This is a genomic window from Streptomyces sp. NPDC001222 (assembly GCF_042896945.1).
GTDB classification, from domain to species: domain Bacteria; phylum Actinomycetota; class Actinomycetes; order Streptomycetales; family Streptomycetaceae; genus Streptomyces; species Streptomyces gibsoniae.
In genome coordinates this window covers 290,478-309,168 of the sequence record NZ_JBIAXT010000002.1, presented here as the reverse complement: position 1 = coordinate 309,168, position 18,691 = coordinate 290,478, and the positions used below count along the sequence as shown (strand labels likewise).

Annotated in this window: 14 protein-coding genes and 2 pseudogenes; 11 read left to right on the top strand and 5 right to left on the bottom strand. The window is 67.3% G+C overall.

Annotated elements, in window-relative coordinates:
- The first annotated feature begins 522 nt into the window (after window positions 1-522).
- Entirely contained in the window at window positions 523-897 is a 375-nt protein-coding gene (locus ACFY2Z_RS04405) for a hypothetical protein (RefSeq protein WP_390742661.1), read from the top strand.
- An 891-nt stretch (window positions 898-1,788) separates the two neighbouring features.
- On the opposite strand, the gene ACFY2Z_RS04400 is transcribed toward ACFY2Z_RS04405, so the two are convergent.
- Entirely contained in the window at window positions 1,789-3,129 is a 1,341-nt protein-coding gene (locus ACFY2Z_RS04400; protein ID WP_390742660.1) for a peptidase S8, read from the bottom strand.
- A gap of 1,734 nt (window positions 3,130-4,863) precedes the next feature.
- Here ACFY2Z_RS04400 and ACFY2Z_RS04395 point away from each other — a divergent pair.
- A complete protein-coding gene (locus tag ACFY2Z_RS04395; RefSeq protein WP_390742659.1) occupies window positions 4,864-5,073 on the top strand; it encodes a hypothetical protein in 210 nt (69 codons plus the stop codon).
- Window positions 5,074-5,249: 176 nt separating this feature from the next.
- Here ACFY2Z_RS04395 and ACFY2Z_RS04390 read toward each other — a convergent pair whose 3' ends face one another.
- Both ACFY2Z_RS04390 and ACFY2Z_RS04385 read right to left on the bottom strand, forming a co-directional pair.
- Entirely contained in the window at window positions 5,250-5,405 is a 156-nt protein-coding gene (locus ACFY2Z_RS04390) for a transposase (RefSeq protein ID WP_390742658.1), read from the bottom strand.
- Window positions 5,406-5,666: 261 nt separating this feature from the next.
- Window positions 5,667-5,813 (bottom strand): annotated as a pseudogene (locus ACFY2Z_RS04385) (4-hydroxy-2-oxovalerate aldolase); the annotation flags it as partial.
- Between the two features lie 86 nt (window positions 5,814-5,899).
- On the opposite strand from ACFY2Z_RS04385, the gene ACFY2Z_RS04380 reads away from it, so the two are divergent.
- Genes ACFY2Z_RS04380 through ACFY2Z_RS04370 form a run of 3 tightly spaced genes read left to right on the top strand, consistent with a single transcriptional unit; the run spans window position 5,900 to window position 8,327 of the window.
- The gene (locus ACFY2Z_RS04380) at window positions 5,900-6,703 is read left to right on the top strand and encodes an alpha/beta fold hydrolase (protein WP_390742657.1); all 804 of its coding nucleotides are present in this window, start codon (window positions 5,900-5,902) and stop codon (window positions 6,701-6,703) included.
- Window positions 6,703-7,992: a PP2C family protein-serine/threonine phosphatase gene (locus ACFY2Z_RS04375; protein WP_390742909.1), complete on the top strand. Its 1,290-nt coding sequence runs from the start codon at window positions 6,703-6,705 to the stop codon at window positions 7,990-7,992. The genes ACFY2Z_RS04380 and ACFY2Z_RS04375 overlap by 1 nt, the downstream gene beginning before the upstream one ends.
- The gene (locus tag ACFY2Z_RS04370) at window positions 7,989-8,327 is read left to right on the top strand and encodes an STAS domain-containing protein (protein WP_390742656.1); all 339 of its coding nucleotides are present in this window, start codon (window positions 7,989-7,991) and stop codon (window positions 8,325-8,327) included. The genes ACFY2Z_RS04375 and ACFY2Z_RS04370 overlap by 4 nt, the downstream gene beginning before the upstream one ends.
- 205 nt (window positions 8,328-8,532) lie before the next feature.
- Here ACFY2Z_RS04370 and ACFY2Z_RS04365 read toward each other — a convergent pair whose 3' ends face one another.
- Window positions 8,533-8,706, bottom strand: a complete 174-nt coding sequence (locus ACFY2Z_RS04365; RefSeq protein ID WP_390742655.1) for a CsbD family protein — start codon at window positions 8,704-8,706, stop codon at window positions 8,533-8,535.
- A gap of 138 nt (window positions 8,707-8,844) precedes the next feature.
- Here ACFY2Z_RS04365 and ACFY2Z_RS04360 point away from each other — a divergent pair, with 138 nt between their 5' ends.
- Window positions 8,845-9,015 (top strand): hypothetical protein, encoded by a 171-nt coding sequence (locus ACFY2Z_RS04360; protein WP_014673915.1) that lies wholly within the window; start codon window positions 8,845-8,847, stop codon window positions 9,013-9,015.
- A 628-nt stretch (window positions 9,016-9,643) separates the two neighbouring features.
- Here ACFY2Z_RS04360 and ACFY2Z_RS04355 read toward each other — a convergent pair.
- Window positions 9,644-10,279: a helix-turn-helix domain-containing protein gene (locus ACFY2Z_RS04355; protein WP_390742654.1), complete on the bottom strand. Its 636-nt coding sequence runs from the start codon at window positions 10,277-10,279 to the stop codon at window positions 9,644-9,646.
- Between the two features lie 126 nt (window positions 10,280-10,405).
- Here ACFY2Z_RS04355 and ACFY2Z_RS04350 point away from each other — a divergent pair, with 126 nt between their 5' ends.
- From ACFY2Z_RS04350 to ACFY2Z_RS04330, 5 genes and pseudogenes are all read left to right on the top strand, one after another.
- Entirely contained in the window at window positions 10,406-11,794 is a 1,389-nt protein-coding gene (locus tag ACFY2Z_RS04350) for an MFS transporter (RefSeq protein ID WP_390742653.1), read from the top strand.
- Window positions 11,795-11,799: 5 nt separating this feature from the next.
- A pseudogene (locus ACFY2Z_RS04345) lies at window positions 11,800-12,390 on the top strand (helix-turn-helix domain-containing protein); the annotation flags it as partial.
- An 834-nt stretch (window positions 12,391-13,224) separates the two neighbouring features.
- On the top strand, window positions 13,225-14,124 hold the full coding sequence (locus ACFY2Z_RS04340; protein WP_390742652.1) for a radical SAM protein: 900 nt from the start codon (window positions 13,225-13,227) through the stop codon (window positions 14,122-14,124).
- Between the two features lie 32 nt (window positions 14,125-14,156).
- Window positions 14,157-14,555: a DUF6375 family protein gene (locus tag ACFY2Z_RS04335; protein ID WP_390742651.1), complete on the top strand. Its 399-nt coding sequence runs from the start codon at window positions 14,157-14,159 to the stop codon at window positions 14,553-14,555.
- The gene (locus ACFY2Z_RS04330; RefSeq protein ID WP_390742650.1) at window positions 14,542-18,549 is read left to right on the top strand and encodes an NACHT domain-containing protein; all 4,008 of its coding nucleotides are present in this window, start codon (window positions 14,542-14,544) and stop codon (window positions 18,547-18,549) included. Before ACFY2Z_RS04335 ends, ACFY2Z_RS04330 begins: the two co-directional genes overlap by 14 nt.
- The last annotated feature ends 142 nt before the right edge of the window (window positions 18,550-18,691 follow it).

Below are 18,691 nucleotides of genomic sequence, written 5' to 3'. Positions count from 1 at the left end.
TTGGCCGGGGAAGACCAGGCCACCCGCAGACAGGTAGGTGATGACAGTTCCCGCCTCTTCCTTGTCGGTGGCCGTCAGGGCATCGGCGATGTCAGCGGGGCGGGTCGGCCCCCGAGAACCCTCGATCGCACAGGGATGGCTTCGGCGATCTTCCGGGCTGACTTTCGTCGGCCGAGGCACAGACGATCTCCGGGACGAGGTGCGGCCCTCACTGGTGGAGGGCGGTCACAGCCTTGACTCGGTCATCGAACTCCCGGCCCAAGTCGCTACGCCGACCTCGGTGGGTAACTTGCGGCCCGACCCGCCGTAGTGGGACCGATGTCGGTGGCATGCCCATGGCGGCATCGATTTTCCTGCTGGCTTTGCGGGCGGTTACCTGTGAGCATTGCCTTCATGTGGGGGGTCGAGCGTCGTTCCGCGTACGGTGTTGTGTCTGCGGCTGTGGTCGCAACAGTCATGGCAGTGACCGGCTGCAGCGGGACTCCGTCGCCAGTCGGGGACCCTGATCCAGGGCATCGACGGATGAACGCGATTCAGCCGGTGCTGTCCGTGGTACCGCCGGGCGCGCACGTCACGTTGAAGCAGAGCGTTGAGCCCCAATGGGACTCGTGCGACGGAATCAGGTCGACCTACGGTTGGGATGAGGCGACCGTCAATGTCGACTTCACCGGCGGCGGGTCCGTGCCTACGACAGTTTCGTATGTGCAGGCCGCTATGCGGGGTCTGGGTTGGACGTTCGACGGCTCGATCGCTCAGGGCACGTGGGCGTGGCACAAGAAGTTGGCCGAAGGCGGCCAGGCCTCGGCACAACTGCTCGGTGGACCCGGTGTTGAGCCGCCCGGCTGGACCCTCCAGGCGACAGCGCCACCAGCTACTCACCCGTCCAGCGGCTGCTGAGCGTGACCGGCCGTCGCATCGAAGCGGCTTCCGAAGGCGTTGCAGTACAGCAGAGAAGTGCAGCAACCTCGCCGACCGGCGCCAGCCGCCCATGCCTCTCACAGCCCAACTGATCGGACCAGCAAACCCCAGCGACCACTCCGCTCATGGTTCGCACCGAGAGGTTCATCGTGCCCGTTCGGACCCGACGCAGCGGGGGCTCACGGGGAACAGCGACGCCAACCTCGCTCCGCACCAGGGCAGGGAGTCGCCAGGTCAGGGAGTCGCCAGGTCAGCGGCCATCCGCATACGGCGTCTTCCGAACTGGTGCTCCAAGCCCCAGGCGGCGGCGCTTGACCCGGTCATCGAGACTCCAGCCCAAAGCCGCTCCGACCTTCGTGCGCCCTCTCACCGTCCAGCCTTCTCGCTCACCGATGACCACACGACACGTAAATCGGGCTATTCGCATAGAAAGCACCGCAAAGTCCCTAAAACGACAGTGCGATTGCAGTCAGTGATCACGCGGCCCATCAGCGCAGTGCGACTCGAAGAGGCGGCCCTTCTCGTGGAAGCGAAGGCGCTGATGACGATGCGCGGGAGTCGGAAGGTAAGACAGCGCGGTCCGGGGCTCGGCACAAATCAACCGGCCTGCTGCGACTGATCGACGAACGTCGACCGCCTTCCGCGCCGCGGTCGCCTCCGCGCCCAACCTCGACGTGCAGGTGCCGACCTGTCCTCCGGGTCGATCCAGTTTGAGGCCGGCCCAGCCTCGTCGCTGGTGATGCGGGCGAGGGCCTCGTCGACGACCCTTGGTCGCCCTCCTCGAGAACCGCTGACCGAGAACCGCCTGTCACACCAAGGTGTCGGCCCCCGCCCGCAGTTCGGGCAGGGGCCGATGCACGGCGCGGGGCGTCAGAAGGCGCCGGTGCCGTTCGGAGTGCCGAGTCCGGTCGGTCCGTCGTATCCGGTGCCGGCCGTGCAGAGGTAGCTTCCGCACGATCCGTTCGAGCCCGACGTGACGTCGTTCAGCGCCGAGGTGTGGCTGTACGGGTACGAACCGGCCGTCACGGAAGCGGTGTTCCCCGCCAGCGCGTACACGCTCGCGATGATCGGCGACGAGGCGCTCGTGCCGCCCACCTGGACCCAGCCGTCCGCGCCCGCGACGGCTCCGAGCGAGATCAGCAGGTCGCAGTAGGAGCTGGTGCCACACGTGTTGTACGTGTCGTAGACCGCGACGCCGGTGTTCGGGTCGGCGACCGCGGACACGTCCGCGACCGTACGCTTCGCGCAACCGGTGTCGTGCTGCCAGGAGGGCTTCGCCTCGTACGCCGAGCAGCCGGAACCCGCACCGCTCGTACTGGTGGCCGAACCCCAGGCGGTCTCGCTCCAACCGCGGGAGTTGGACGCCTTGGTGAGTGACGTACCGCCGACGGCGGTGACGTAGGGCGAGGACGCCGGCCACGACACCCCGTAGCCGGAGTCGCCGGAACTGGCGGTGGCGGCGACCCCCGGATGGTTGAAGTGGCTGTCGTCCGAGGTGATGGTGGAGTCCTCGGCGCCGCCCCAGCTGTTGGAGATCGAGACCACTCCCGAGGTGGCGGCGGCCCGGTCCTCGGCCTTCATCAGGTCACTGGCGTTGGCCGAGTTGGCCTCGACGAGCAGGATGTGGCAGCCAGGGCACGTCGCCGAGACCATGTCGAGGTCGAGGCTGATCTCCTCGGCCCAACCGGCGTCAGCGGACGGCAGCGGCGACGCCTGCCCGTTCTGGTTCACTTTGTGGAAGCAGCCGTTCGCCGTCGTGCAGGCCGACAGTCCGTATGCGCTGCGGTACTTGCCGAGGTCCGCCTCGGCGGACGGGTCGTCGTACGCGTCGACGATGGCCACGGTGCGGCCGCCGCCCGACGTCCCGCCGAGGTTGTATGCGGAACGCAGGTCCGACGGCACGTACCCGGCCGTCGTCGGTGACCCCGTGGTCAGCGGCGCCAGCAGGCCGGACGAGGTGCGGTGCGCCCGCATCACGCCGAAACAGCGCGCCTGCCCCGCGTGCGCGGGGTGGGCGCAACCGAAGTCGAGCACCGGCGACGAGGCCGCCCGCGCAGAAACCGCAGCCTGCGCGACACCGGCGTCGACCACACCTCCGGCCAGCACGGTGAATGCGAGAGTGATGAGCCCGGTCAGCAGGGCTGCCGCTCGCCGGGCACGGCGTATGTGAGGAGAGGGGCGGTCATCTCTTTGCGCGGAACGTTGTTCCATCGCGCCTCCTGGAAGTTGTGGGGCACTCATGGGGCACTCGTGGGGGGTGTGCACGGTCGGCCGCCCGGGGGCGGGCCGCCGGGTCGGGACAGGTGTGGGAAATGCATGGCAGTTGAATTCGAGTCAGGCTCGAAGTGCTGCCACCATGCAGCCGCCGCACGCCACCGTCAAGAGCATGTCAACCCCAACCTTCCGTTTTTGCTCCTGTGGTTGCGGCGTTTGACCTTCGCATGGAGATCGGCCGCACACTCGGAGCAGATGCCAGGTCCGTCCATCTGCGGTCTGGCGCTTGGCAGCATCAGGTGATAGGCCAGCGGGATGAGCAGCGTTCAGCACCTGTCGATGAGGATCCTGTGGCGGGACCGACCGTGGGTGCTCAACTAGGCATGTCAGCCGCTATGCCCGTCCAGCCCCATTGCCGGCTTTCACCAGGACGATGATGTCGCCGTTGGGTGTCCTTATGACCGTGTATCCCAGGTAGGTCATCAAGCCGGAGACGGCAGCGCATGCCGGACCTGCGCGAAAAGTTCAGCCACCGCACACGAAACATTCCTCGCCTGTCCGCAGCCGGACCTTTCATGCCCACCCGCACGGGGGCCTCGTGAACGATAAGTGGTGCTGACGAGATCAGCACCACACAGATGTGTTGACCTCATGGCCGCAGGTGATTGGCCGTGACACTTGAAACCCGCTTTGCGCTGGGGAAAGTGGCCCCCGGACGTGGGTCGCGTCGCCTGGCCTCCGGGGGGAGGTACGTGGGCGGCATCGTGCAGGGGCAGGGCCGTTTCCCCCCGGTGACGGGTCTGCCCCTGCACGCCTCTTCCGGTCTACGAGGCAACCCGTTTCACGTACTGCCGACAGCCTTGGCCTGTCGAGCGCGCCTGCGTCCTCATGCGGTACAGCAACTCCACCGACCGTCATGGGCCCATCCTCACTTGCAAAGCACCGGCATGCTCAATTGCTCGCTCCGCCCGTGTCTCGACTACAGCCGAACGGTGATCATCTGATGGCGCTGAAGATGGTCAAGTCGACCTGGCAACGTACGAGATCAGCGCGATGAACCGCCGGACGCACGTCCGGTGGTGCAGCTCGGCGCGCCTGGCACTCCTACCCGATTCCCAAGGTTTGTGGATTGCGGAACTTGCCAGCGTCACGAATCGGCCACGGGTGCCCAAAGGCACTGGTACGTCCGCCGTGGGTGCCGAAGTTCCAGGCGGTCTCTCCTGCGCTGCACTCGATCACTTCACCGGTCTGGACGGCCCTTTGTCCGTGGCGGCCTGAGGGCCTTTGGTCTTCGCTGAAGCCGAAGGGAAGCACATGCAGCGCGTCCCGAATGCCCCATGCCGGGAATCTGCACATCGAATGCCCCAGTCACAACACTTCAGTCGCGGGATCTGCACAAGAACATGCCGGATGGCGTCTGGTTGATGCGGATCGTCAAGTTGGGAACCACTAAGGCGACACCAGCCTTCCTCAGGCCCATGCAGTGTGTAGAGAAGCCGCCCCCAAATCGTGGTCGTGTCTGCACGGATGCGAAGACCGCGCCTCTAACTGCCGTGGCAGGAACACCGTTCGACTGGATGCTCGGCGTCCTCCGTGATTTCATCCTTTGCGCTGCCGGGTCGCGCCGAGGTTCCTGGAACTGGAGCGTTGCGCGCCTGCAACCGTGGCTCGCCGTTTGTCCCCACATGAGCCGCCCCCCTTGACGACATTCATACGAAGGGAAGCCTCACCATGAACTCCGCTCGCCAGGTTCAGACCACTGAGATCTCCGACGCTGAGCTCGACAACGTCTCCGGCGGCCTCAGCCCGCACGCCGGCGTCATCGCCGGGCCCACGGCAGTCAGCGACTCGGCTGTCCTGGCTCAGGTCGACGCAGTCAAGAACGAGGTCCTGGGAGTCGCCGGCGAATACCACCAGGCTGGCGTCTACGTCTCCTTCTGATCGGTAGCCTCCCGCTGCTGAGCCGTCAGCAGTTGTCGGCGATGCTGACAATGAAGCGCCCTTCCTCGGCCCCGGCCGGGGCCGAGGAAGGGCGCCCATGACGTTCCCCCCGCTGAGCTGGACAGCCTGATACTGGGACGGAACGTGCATCAGGCTGGTGTCCGAGCGCGGGGTGGTCAGCGGGCGTGGGCGCGTCCTGGAGGTCGCGCCGGGCTCACGCCGATCTCCCGGGCGACCTCGGTGACCGTCTTCCCCGACGAGTGGACCAGCGCGACCGCGTCGCGCTTGAACTCGGCCGTGCACCCCTTGCGCGTGTTGCTCTTCTTACTCACTACCTGGAACTGCGTCCTCTGCCGCAGGCGGTCCCGGCCGAGGAACCAGCGCCCGCGCCGGAGCCCGCCGCGAAGCAGACCCGCCGTACCGAACCCACCGCCCCGGCTGACCCGACCCCAAGGTTGCCGGGCTCACCTCACAGAGCGCCATCAGAGCAACTCCTGGGGGCCTGATACTGGCCGACCGGGGCAATGTTGCAGGCCGCCTTGGGGCCGCCGAGCCCGTGGCCGCCAATGCCTTCGCCCTCCGGCAGCGGCACCCAGGATGCTGCGGGTCTCCAGCCCGTGGCGCCGGGCGGCGGCCTCCGCGTGAAGCAGGAGGCTGGAGCGGACGCCGGCGTAGCCGAGGGTGAGGGTCTCCCGGTCGGCACGGACCTCCCGCTCCTGGAACGGGCGGACGAGGTCGTCGGGCCGCCATGTGAAGGCGTCAAGCGGGATGTGGAGGGTTCGGGGCCAAATCGGACCACTGGGCGGGGCCTGAGAGACTGCCGAGCATGGATATCGCTCGCAGGAACAACGTCACCGTCACCGGTAACCCTCAGGGGCGGACCGTGGTGCTGGCTCATGGTTTCGGCTGCGATCAGAACATGTGGCGGCTGATGCTGCCTGCCCTGGTCGAGGACTACCGGGTGGTGCTCTTCGACTACGTCGGTGCGGGCCGCTCGGATGCGGCCGCGTTCTCGGAGGGCCGTTACGCCTCCTTGGACGGGTATGCCCGGGACGTGATGGAGGTGTGTGAGGCGGTCGACGTGCGCGACGCGGTGTTCGTGGGCCACTCGGTCAGCGCGATGATCGGGGTTTTGGCCGCCGACATGGCTCCGGAGCGCATCGGGGCGCATGTGATGGTCGCTCCGTCGCCGCGGTACATCGACGACGACGGCTACAAAGGCGGCTTCAGCGCCGAAGACATCGACGAGCTTCTGGCGTCGCTCGAGTCGAACTATCTGGGCTGGTCGGCGGCATTGGCGCCGGTGATCATGGGAAACTCGGACCGGCCCGAACTCGGCGAGGAACTGAAGAACAGCTTCTGTGCCACGGATCCGGACATGGCGCGGGTCTTTGCCCGGACCACGTTCCTGTCGGATTCGCGGGACGAGCTGAAGAGCGTGAGGGTGCCGACCCTGGTGCTGGAGTGCACCGAGGATGCGATCGCTCCACGGGAGGTCGGTGCCTTCGTCCACCAGGCGATTGCTGGCTCGACACTGGTCACCCTCGATGCGACCGGGCACTGCCCGCACCTGTCCGCGCCCGAAGCCACCAACGAGGCCATACTGAGCTTCCTGGCGGACCTGCGATGATGTGCCGCACCAGCGCGCACTCCGATCCGCACGAGGCCGACGACGAGAAAGCTTCCAGTGCGGCGTTCGCCGCCCTGCTGGAGGGCAGCGCGGAGGAGCTGTACGAGAGCGCGCCGTGCGGTTACCTGTCCACACTGATGGACGGCACCATCGCGAAGCTCAACACCACACTGCTCGGATGGCTCGGCCTTGAGCGGGAGGCGGTGGTGGGCCGGATGCGCTTCACCGACCTGCTGACCGTGGGCGGCAGGTTGTATCACGAGACTCACTTCGCGCCGCTACTGCGGATGCAGGGCGAGATCAGCGGTATCGCCTTGGAGATCAAGCGGACCGGCGCCGGCAGGATGCCGGTGCTGGTCTCCTCCGTGGTCAAGCACGGCGATACCGGTGAGCCCGTGCTGATCCGCACCACCGTCTTCGACGCGCGGGATCGCCGCGCCTACGAAGAGGAACTCCTGCGCGGCCGGAAGGCGGCCGAAGAGGCGCGTAAGCAGGCGGAGGCGGACCGGGCCCGGCTGCAGGACGCCCTCGCCGTGCTCCAGCAGTCGCTGCTGCCTGACACCCTGCCGCCGGTACCAGGGGTGGACGCGGCTGCCTACTACCACACGGCCCATCCTGACCGGCTCGGCGGCGACTTCTACGACGTCTTTCCCATCGACGGCAGACGCTTCGGCTTTTTCCTCGGTGATGTGTGCGGCAAGGGCCCCCAGGCGGCCGCGGTCACGTCACTCACTCGATACACCCTGCGCGCCGCCGCCCTGCACGACCCCGACCCCGTCTCCGCGCTGACCACCCTCAACAAGGTGCTCCACGAGCGCTACGCGGCCAGCGGTGACCCGCGTTACTGCACTGCCATCTTCGGCATCCTCGAACCCGACCCCGTCACCGGGCAGGTCGCCGTCCGTCTCGCCTCGGGCGGCCACCCTCCGGTCATCGTCGTACGTGCCGCCGGCACAGCCGACTTCCTGCCCACCCCAGGGGGCCTCCTCGTCGGCATCCTGCCCTCCGCACGCTTCGCCACCGCCACCACCACCCTCGCCCCCGGCGACAGCCTTCTGGTCTACACCGACGGCATCACCGAGGCCCGCACCGGCGAAGACCGCACCAGCCTGTACGGGGACGAGGCCCTGCTCACGTTCGCCGCGGGCCACGCAGGCAAGCCCCCGACTGTTCTGATCGAGGCACTCACCGGCCTGCTGAACAGCTTCGGCGACGGCCTCGACGACGACACCGCCCTGCTCGCCCTCGGCGTCCCAGCCCCCGACCCCAGGACCAGAAACAGCCCATGAGCCCACTGAAGATCACCGCCCGAGACGCTGCCACCGGTCCCGTCGTGGAAATCTTCGGCGAACTCGACTACGCCAGCGCCACCGAACTGCGTGAACTGATCCCCACGATCGACCTCCGACCGGGTCAGCGCCTCGTCCTAGACCTGAGCGGTATGGAATCCTGCGACTCCAGCGGCCTCAGTGCCCTCATCACCGCCCACAACCACGCCCACGCTGCCCGGGCGAACATCGCACTCGCTGCCGTGCCCGCCCACACTCTGCGCATCCTGAGCATCGTCGGTCTCAACCAGATCTTCCCCATCCACCCCGACTGCGAGACCGCCACCCAGTCCTGACACAGGACGATGCGCTCACGTCAGCGACGAGGAACGGCTTGGCCGCTGCTGGTGCTGGGCATGACGCAGGCGCACGCAAGCAGTAGAAGGGGCGTCCTGCGGAACCGCTGCTGCTGACAGCTGGAGTACTAAAAGCTGGTCCACTTCGAAGGGCCTTCCCGCATCATGCGCGGAAAGGTCCTTCGAATAGAGGAGAGGATCGGCGTCAGTGCTTGAGCGCGTCCTTGGTCTTTTCCCTGGGCGCGCGTGCATCGCCCGTGCTCTTTTCCGTCTGTCCTTCGGCGGCCATGCGGTCGTTGCCGACGGCGCTGCCCAGGGCCTCTCCGACCTTGCCCTCGGCCCGTGCGGTCTTCGCCCTGGCCTTCTCGCCGGCAGTCATGGAATGTGCCTCCTTGTGGCCCGGGTGCCGCGTTCGCGGTAGTCCTCCCGTGCCCCGGCTTTCCCTGCACAAACAAGGCGGCAGCGGGGAATGAAGGCAGAATCGCCGGGCACACGACGGCGCAGGAGGTTGATAAATATGGTTCCCCTGCTGCTTGTTCTGCTTCTGGCACTGATCCTTTTCGGCGCCGGGTTCGCCATAAAGGTCCTTTGGTGGGTCGCGGTCGCCGTCCTGGTGCTGTGGCTGCTCGGCTTCGTCATGCGCTCCACTACCGCCGGCGGCGGCCGAGGACGCTGGTACCGATGGTGACCTGAGCCCGCACCTGCACACCCTTTGGTAGGGCCCTGGCCGTCATGGCGGCCAGGGCCCTACCAGCATGCCCAGACAGGCTGTGGCCATGTTCACGGCCCTGTATGAGCGATCCGCGCGGGACGGCAGCGACTTGGTCGATGGGCTGCTGATGTTGTTCCAGATCGCCGTGTGCACCTCGCGGGGAGTCGCCGCCGAGGAGTGGGCTTCTACGAGTCCTAAACCGTGCGCTTGGGCTGGGGCAGGCGTCGAGCCGTGGTAGCGCGCTATCTCGGGGCAGAGCGGATGGCGTCGCTAGTAGGGTGCTGGGCCGCTTCGCCGATTCCCACCCAATCCAGGCGCAGGCTGGCCTCCTCGACCGTACGCGGCCAGATGTTTACGTGATGGGTCTATGTGCGTAGCTTGGGGGCGACCCGAACGACGCCCGCAACCTGTGGGTGGAGCTGGCCACCCGGGCCACAGGCCCGGCGAGGTCACACAACTGGTGGATCAGGCAATCGCCAGTGCGCACGAGGGCATCGCCAATCGCATGCTCTCCGTCGACCTCAGCCAGCAGTAGTTCGCCGTGCCCAGGTGAAGGGTGCGGGCCCGGGGCGTGAGCACGGCGACGACCTCCAGGTGTTGCGGGTCATGACGTTGTTGACGGTGGTTTCGGGGCGGTCGGCGGGGCGGGATCGGTTGTGGACGGTCTGGCGCGGACGACGGCTTGGTCTCCTCGTGGACCGAACAGGTGCAGGATCTCCACGGCGCTCGTGTCCGCGGGGCCGAACCAGTGGGGCTCGGTGGTGTCGAACTCGGCCACTTCGCCGGGCCGCAGCGTGAAGTCCTGCGCCCCGAGGATGAGGCGTAGCCGACCGGCGAGGACGTAGAGCCATTCGTAGCCCTCGTGGGTGACCAGTTCCGGCTGGCGGGGTGCCAGTACCTGCTTGAAGACCTGCACTCGGCCCGGATACTGCGTCAGGGGCACGAGGACGCTCCCGCGCTCCTTGTGAAGGGGCTGGAGGTGCACCCGAGGGTCACCGCTGGCCGGCGCCGCCACCAGCTGGTCGAGTGCGACGTGGTGCGCCCGGGCCAGCGGGATGAGCAGGTCCAGAGTCGGGCTCCGCTTGCCCGATTCCACCCGGGACAGTGTGCTGACGGAGATCCCGGTCGTGGCCGCGAGTGCCTCGAGAGTGAGTCCCCGTTCCCGGCGCAGCCTGCGCAGGCGGGGCCCGATGCCGTCGAGAATCTGCTCCAGCTCCGCGTTCCTGGATCCTGTGTTCATGGAGCCAGTTTTGCAGTGTTCGCAAAATTGATGGGCCGTGGTCGTCGTCCGGTCCGATCCTTGCCGGGCATTGTTCCCGGACATCAGAGGTGGACCTTGACCGCGACGACTCACCCTGTTCGACCCATGCGGAGTGCGCGCAGGCGCTGGACGGTACTGGCCGTCTGCTGCCTGAGCATGTTCCTGGTGGGCCTGGACACCACCATCGTCAATGTCGGTCTGCCGGCCATCGGGCGCGGACTGGATGTCGACACGCGCGGTCTCGAATGGATCGTGGACGCCTACACCCTCGTCCTGGCCAGTCTCCTGATCTCCTCCGGCGCACTGGCGGATCGCTTCGGACGCCGCCGGGTGTTCCAGTGCGGGCTGGCCGTGTTCGGCGCGGCTTCATTGGTCTGCGCGCTCGCCCCGTCGGCGGGCGTACTCATCGCGGCCCGCGCCCTGCAGGGCATCGGCGCCTCGATGCTCAGCCCCGTGGCGCTCGCGATCGTGGTGAACGCGATGCCAGACCCGAAGGAGCGGGCGCAGGCGATCGGCATCTGGGCGTCAGTGTTCGGGCTGAGCATGGCCGCCGGACCCGTCACGGGCGGCGCGCTCCTCGCGGGGCTCGGCTGGCGGGCGCTGTTCTGGATCAACGCACCGGTCATCGCGGCCGCTCTGCTGCTCAGTGCGGTGTTCGTGCCGGAGTCCCGGGCACAGCGGGCGCGGCGGCTCGACCTGCCCGGCCAGGTCCTGCTGACCATGGTCCTTGCAGTCGTGGTCGGCTTCCTGATCGAAGGGCCGCGCATCGGCTGGACGTCGCCTGAGGCGCTGGCGGGATACGCATGGGCTGCCGTGGCGACCGCCGGATTCGTGTGGGTCGAGTCCCGCCGACGCGAGCCGCTGATGGATCTGCGGCTTTTCGGGCGCCCGGTCTTCAGCGGTGCCGTCGTGGGCGCGGTGGCGGCCTTCGTCGCCCTGAACATGACTTTGCTGCTGAACACCCTCTACCTGCAGCACACCCGGGAATGGACGCCGCTGGCCGCCGGCGTGGCGACCTTGCCCTTGGCCGTCGGAGCGACCGTCTGCGCCCCCTGGTCCGGCCGTATGGTCGGCCGCACGGGACCGCGACTGCCGCTGCTCCTTGCCGGCGGTTTCATCACGGTCGGCGGGCTCTGCCTGGTCCGGCTCACCCCGCACACGAGCGTGCTCCTGCTTCTGGCCGCATACTCGCTCATCGGCATCGGGTTCGGCTTCGCCAACGCCCCGATCACCAACACCGCGGTCAATGGACTGCCACCCGCCCGTGCCGGCGTGGCCGGGGCGATCACGTCCACCGCACGGCAACTCGGCTCCGCCCTCGGCATCGCTCTCGCCGGCGGCCTGGTCACGGCCACCAGCCCGACGGGGCTCGCACACGCGTCCCGCCCGGGCTGGATCCTGGTCGCCACCTGTGGCGTCCTGCTCCTCCTCGTCGCCCACCTATCACGGCCGAGGCTGGCCACCGCGGGCCCCGTCTACCCACGAGCGCGGTGAGCCGCGTGACTCACCGCAACGCACCGTTGTCCGTTGACGGGCGCCGCCGCCTCGTCGAGCGCTGCCGAACTCGCCCCATTGCTCAGGTCGTCGCTGGGATCGGTAGCTCCCGGGCCTGTGCCTCAAAGTGGGTGGACCGCTATCGCAGATTCGGCGAGATCGGGCTCTTGGACCGCTCCTCGCCGCCACGACACCCACCGACGGCCACCCCGGACGGAGTAGTAGCCCAGGTCGAGGGTGCTCCGACGCGCCCCCAAGTGGTCGGCAGCCCGCATCCCGTTCGAGCTCACACGAGCCGGGACACCCATCAGCCGACGGACCGTGAGCCGACATCTGGCCCGGCTGGGGCTGAACCGGCGCCGGTTCGTCGACGCAAACGGGGCGAGGAACAGGGAACCCCAAAGGATCACTGCTCGTCGACCAGGTCACATGGTCCACGTCGATGTCAGGAAAGAGGCCGGCACCAGCGGATCACGCCGTACCCCCCACGGCACAACGGCAAGGTCGAGCGCTACAACCGGATCCTGGCGGAAGAATTCCCGCATGCCGTGCACGCCGTGCAGCCTCTTCACCGGGATGCCGAGGACGCGCTGCAGACCGGTGTGGAGGGCCACTTCGGCGACAGCTCTCCGTGAAGCTGACGGATACTCAAGCATCTCTGACGTGCCGTCAACGATGCCAGATCATCTTGCACGTGCGTTGCCCAAGGTGCTGAAAAACAGCAGTGATCAGTGGAGGGTCGTGAAGGTGAGTATCCGCAGGTCAGCTGCCATGTTGAGGTGTCGTGCCCCTTGCCTTCAAGGGACACGACACCGCGCCGGTCAGATGTTCCGGAAGGGACCAGTCAGCCCCGTGACCTGCCACGATGGATGGTCGTGGGTTGCTGACCTGCAGGAATGACCTTTCAGCTGTTTCGTGTACGTACCCGTTGATGCAGCTGGAAGTCCCAGGAAAGTCCCAGGGAACTCCCCGTGTCAGGAGCCACTCTTTCGACTCTATGCTGGTGTGCGGGTGCTGTGTGGGCTGGTGTCCGTGCATCGGTGGTACTTCGGCATGGTCATCATTGGGACGGCCCGGCGTTCGCGGGTGACGGCACCTCGGACGGGTCCGCCGGGTCTCCGGCGCCGGTGGAGGGCGGCAGGCGACGGGTCGGCTCCGGACCGAACGCGCAGTTCGACGTACCGCGAACGACTGGTCACTCCTGTCCGACAGGCCAAGGCACTGGAGTTGGTCGAGCGCCTGGTTGCCGAGGGACGCCTGCCGCTTCGCCAACCGCGCGCGGTTCATGGCATCGAGCGGCTGTAGGAGACCCCGGCGCCAGTCACCAACCGGTTGTTCGCATTGTCGGGAAATCAGCGTGCGCGCACGACGCCGACGAGCTTGCCCAGTCCGGCCCCGGCGTCACCGACAGCGGTGGCATCATATTGTCGGTGAGGTGCAAGATTCGCCTGTCCGCAGCCGGTGTTCACCTGTTCGACCGCGTCTCCGGGATGAACGTGCTGCTCGACGAGGTGCCTGTTCCCGCTGAGCAGTTCTCCCGTGCTCCGCGGTACCTGTCCGTCGCGCTGACCAACGCCTGCGAGCTGCACTGTGCCTACTGCTACGCGCCCAAGCACGCCGCCACGCTCGGCAGGGAGCGTGTGCTGGCATGGGCGGTCGAACTCGATGCCGCCGGGTGCCTCGGTGTCGGTTTCGGAGGCGGGGAACCGACCGCGTACCGCCGCTTCGCCCAGTTGTGTTCGAACATAGCCCAGTCCACGTCTATGGCGGTGACCTTCACGACCCATGGGCACCGGCTCACACCCGAGCTCGTCGAATCCCTGCGCGGAGCCGTGCACTTCGTCCGTCTGTCAGTCGACGGGATTGGAGCCACCTACGAGCGGCTCCGCGGCCGACCGTTCGCGGCCGTGGTCCAGGCGGCCGGGTTGCTCGGCTCCCTCGCCCCATTCGGCATCAACGCCGTCATCAATGCCAACACGGTCGGCGAACTGGATGACCTCGCCGAGTTCGCCGACAAGGTCGGCGCGTCTGAACTTCTGCTCCTGCCGGAGCAGCCGACCGCGGCAACCCCCGGTATCAGTGACGCCGAGGCGCAGCGCCTCGTCGAGTGGGCCGCGACCGCCAGGACCGGGGTTCGGCTTGCGATCTCCCGTACTGGTCTAGAGGCCGCGCTGCCCACCGCGGAGGCCGTCCCAGGCGAGCACCCCCTCGACGCGCACATGCACGTCGACGCGACTGGCGTCCTGCGCCCCCACGCGTATGCGCCCACGGGAGTGTCAGTTGAGGGCTCCATCATGGAAGCCGTGCAGGCGCTGAGGGAGGCACGATGAGGATCTGGAACGGATACGGCTCGGAGCACTCGATGGACCTGGTTCTGATCGGCCGATTCCAGACGGTCACCGGCGCGAAGGCAGCGGAGGAGCGCATGGAGGCCCTGCAGGCGCTAGCCGAGGCCGCGTGGTCCGACGACGACTGGCGGAGCTCTGACGAGCGCATGCCTCCCGAACTCGGGGAAGCACTGCGCGAAATGAAGCTGTACGACATGGGGCGGTACGACGTCGACAACTACGCGTTTGATCACAGCGTCACCCGCGAAGGCGAGACGGTCCGGATCTGGACCGACGAGTCCGATGTCCAGGGATTCCTGAAGGTGCTCCTCCATTACGGCGCGAAGGTCGAGGTCTTCTCGCGCCACGAATGGGACGAGGACGCGATCACGCGGTCGGATGCGAGTAACCGGAGCGACGGTGGATCTGACTGATCTGGCACGCTTGCCCGGCGCCGCCGACCAGAACTTCGAAGCGCTCACGCGGGCCATCGTCTCCCGTCGCTATGGTGCGCTGGGCACGATGCGGGAGCGCCGCAACCAGCCCGGCGTCGAGTTCTATCTGCACGTCGACCATGCCGGTGCTCTGGGCGACCCCGGCCGGATCTGGGGGTGGTCGTGCAAATGGTTCATCCTCAACAGCAAGAATGAGCTCAGCGCAGGCCAGCGCACGCAGATCGAGGACTCGCTCTCCAAGGCGATTGAGCACGTCGCCGGACTGACCGACTTCGTCCTCTGTCTTCCAGAGCGGCCCGCCAAGGGGGACGAGGAATGGATCAACGGACTCAGTCGACAGGGTGTCCGCGTCAAACTCTGGTCCACCGAGAACTACGACGCCCAGCTCGCCGGACATGACGAGCTCCGCTCTACCTTCTTCGGTGAACTCGCCCTCACCGCAGACGTACTGGCGCAAGTCCACAAGCGATCTGTTGCGCCCGTCGAGGCCCGGTGGACGCCACGGCTGCACACCTCCCACCACGTGGAGCACCGCATCGACCGGGCCTTGTTGCGCCCGGCGTCGTTCGAGTGGCTGCAGCAGCGCACCGACGACATCGCAGCCCGGATCCAGGCACTGCGCGCAGCCCTCAACGGCCTCGACACCACCTTCCGCCAAGGCGCCGTCGAGATTGCCGACGACCTGGACCGGTTCGTCGATGACCTGCGGGAGGTCCTTGACGCCGGCAGGAGCCTCCGGCCCTGGGAGGTTCGCGAGCGCCTCGCCGAACAGCGGCCGCCCGCGACCTCTCCCCGCACGCTGCGACGCCTGGTGCTCAGACTGAGGCAGCGACGCCTGCCCGAGGCGTTGCTGGTCACCGGCCTCGGCGCGGAGATCCGCGACATCGTCCAGTGGCTGCACGACACACGGGCAGACATCGAAGCCCCCCTACTCGCCGTCATCGCCGCCGCGGGACAGGGCAAGACGCACCTCGCCGCGCAGATGACCTCACCGAACGACCAGCCCACGGCAGGAGTCTTCATCCAGGGCGGAAACCTGCGCGCTGGCGGGACCCTCGACGACCTCGCGCGACGGATCCCCGGACTGAAGGTCGACCACTTCGAGGACCTCCTGGAAGCGCTCAACTCAGCCGGCAACCGCGCCGGCTGCCGGATTCCGTTGATCATCGACGGCCTGAACGAGGCCGAGCGGCCCTCGGAGTGGAGGACACTGCTCGCCGGATTGGCACCGGCCTTGGGCGGTTACCCTCACGTGGCGGTGATCGTCACCCTCCGCGAAGCACTCGCTGACCAGGCTCTTCCGAAGGACACGGTGCCTCTGGAACTGGAGTGGCAGCGCGCGGAAGTCGATGACATCCTCCGCATCTACTTCCGCCACTACCTGATCAACCCGGCCGATGCCTGGCTACCGATCGGGGAGTTCCACAACCCGTTGTTCGTCCGCATGTACTGCGAGGCCGCGAATCACGACCGCCGAGTGCCGGTAGGCGTGGAGGCGCTGCCTCAGTCCCTCATCGGCGTCTTCGAGCTGTACCGCGAGGGCGTGGTCGAGCGGCTGGCCCATGACCCGGCCCGCATCCCGGTGCCGGCCGACCAGATCCAGCGCCGCCTCACTGCTCTGGCGAGATACATGTGGACGCACAACGTCCGTCGGCTTCCGTTCGACGAAGCGCGAAGAATCCTCGACGCCGACCAGTCGAACTGGGATGAAAGCCTGTTCCGGCGCCTCGTAGAGGAAGGAGTGGTCTTCCGCGAGGAGATTAGGGGTTCCGACGACACTGAGTGCGGCTTCGTTTTTGATCGCCTCGCCGGATACCTGATTGCCGACGCGATTCTGGTGCGCATGCCCTACGCGGAGGTCAACGAGCAGCTCGCGGAGGCGGCTCTCTGGCAGTCTCTCCTGGGCGACCATGCGCACCCCCTCGGCGAGGACATCCTCATCGGCCTCATCTCACTGGTGCCACGCCGCTTCACCAGACACCACCTGTGGCGCGTCGCCCCGGATGAGCATCGTTCGTTGGTGCTCGCCCAGGAACTCAATACCGAGTCTGGCTTTCTCGACGACGAAACTGTCGACGCGCTCGCAACCGCGCTCGTTACCGGACATCCCAGCAAGAGGAAGGGCAGGTCCGCATTCGACCGTCTGTGGGAGGTCCGCAGGTCCGCTCCGCACCGCCTGAACGCCGCTTTCCTCGACCAGGTCCTGCGCCAACTGCCTCTCCCTCAACGCGACCTGCGCTGGACCGAATGGGCTCGAGGCCGGGCTCCAGGCCGGCTCACGGCAGACCTGGAACGAGCGATCGACAGGTGGACCGGAAGCGGCATTCGCGCCGAGAGGGACGACCTGGACGCGCAGGCTATTGCCTGGCTGCTGACTTCCACGGACACGAGCATGCGGGACCTGGCGACGAAAGCTCTCCAGCGCTACGGTCGTCCGGAACCCAAGCGGCTGTTTGATCTCGCCGCTCGGATGCTCGATGTCGACGACCCCTACGTCGTCGAACGCCTCGTCGCCGCCGCGTTCGGGGCCGCCAGCGCCCACCAGATGCCCGATCCCGGCGGACCGCTCGAAGGCGCGCTGCGGGATTGGCTGGTGCAGCTGCGCGATCGCTTCCTCGACGGCGGGACCACACCCACCTCGCACGAGCAACTGCGCGGCTATGTACGGGCCACCTATGAATTCGCCGGCGCACTCCACCCAGCCGCCGTCCCGGACGGGGTTGATGCCTTCGCGCCGAGGTTCGCCGTCGTGGCGCCCGCCGAGGTAATGGAGGACGACGACCCCAACGCCGAGGAGTGCGACCGCACCTTCGGGATGGACTTCGAGAACTACATCATCGGGGCTGCCATCAATGGCAGAGACAACTACGACTTCGACCACCCCGACTACCGCAGGGCCCGCGCCGAGGTCATGGCCCGCGTCTGGGGACTGGGCTGGCGTGAGAAGGAATTCGGCAGCGTCGACCAGTCCATTGCCGCGAACGCCGAACGGCCTTACAGCACCAAAAGGAGGGTGGAGCGGTACGGTAAGAAGTACGGCTGGATCGCCTACCACGAGATGATCGGTCGCCTCGTGGACATCGGCCGCGCACCAGCTCCCTTCGGGGACGCAGAACGCTTGATGCCTGACATCGACCCGACCTTTCCCGATAGGCCCCCGGCGGCGCCCATGCCCCTTCCACTGTGGGCGCCTGTGGAGCCCACCGACGACCAGACCTGGCTCACCTCGGGGACGGTGGCGGTTCCGGACGAGCTCTGGTCACCCATGGAAATCCACGGAGTGGACGGCGGCTGGCTTCTAGTCGAGGGGTATCTGGACCATCGCCACGCCGGGCGGACCGTTTTCGGATTTTTCCGCACCCTCCTGCTGGAGCCGGAGGACGCGGAACCCGCCGAGCGGCTCGCCAGTGACTGTCAGTATCTGGGAAACCACTTCTTCCCTCCGCTGCCGACGGTCCGCGACGTGCTGGCCGCTGAGATGCCCTGGAGCCCTCGATTCGAGTTGAACTTCGACGACGATGCCCCAGGCGCCCTCCCGCACCGAGCGCTGCGTCGCGATTGGCAGGACGACAGCATCGAGTTCGGCCAGGTCGCCGTGGATTTCGCCCCCGACAGCACTTCGGAGATCGGGCTCGGCGGGAGCTACGACGTGCCATCGTTTGACTTCGCCGCCCGATTCGACCTGCGCCAACTGCCCGGCAGTGTGGACCTCGTGGGTCTGGACGGTCGGCGCGCCTCCGCAGTCTTCCGCGTGGACAAGCCCTGGCGAGGCCACCTGCTCTTCCTGCGCCGCGACCTCGTCGAGGACTTCGCCGCTGATCGCCGGATCATGCAGGTGGCCTGGGGCGAACGCGAGGTAGCCGTCGACTGGCACTCTGTTCCTTCCTGGGTACGCGCGGCGCAGCGCAGCCACGCGAACGTGTGGCGTCACATCCGGCTGCTCGGGGCGGATCAGAGCAGCGCCGAGAACTAACGGGCCGTACGCCGCCAGAGCGCCTGGCTGGGCGGCGGCCTCCGGCAGATGCACACCGAGGGCCTGCCCGGCGGGCTTGTCGTCGGACAAGCCCGCGACCGATTGCTTTCCCGCGTACTCATTCCTTGCTCTCTTGCTCTGG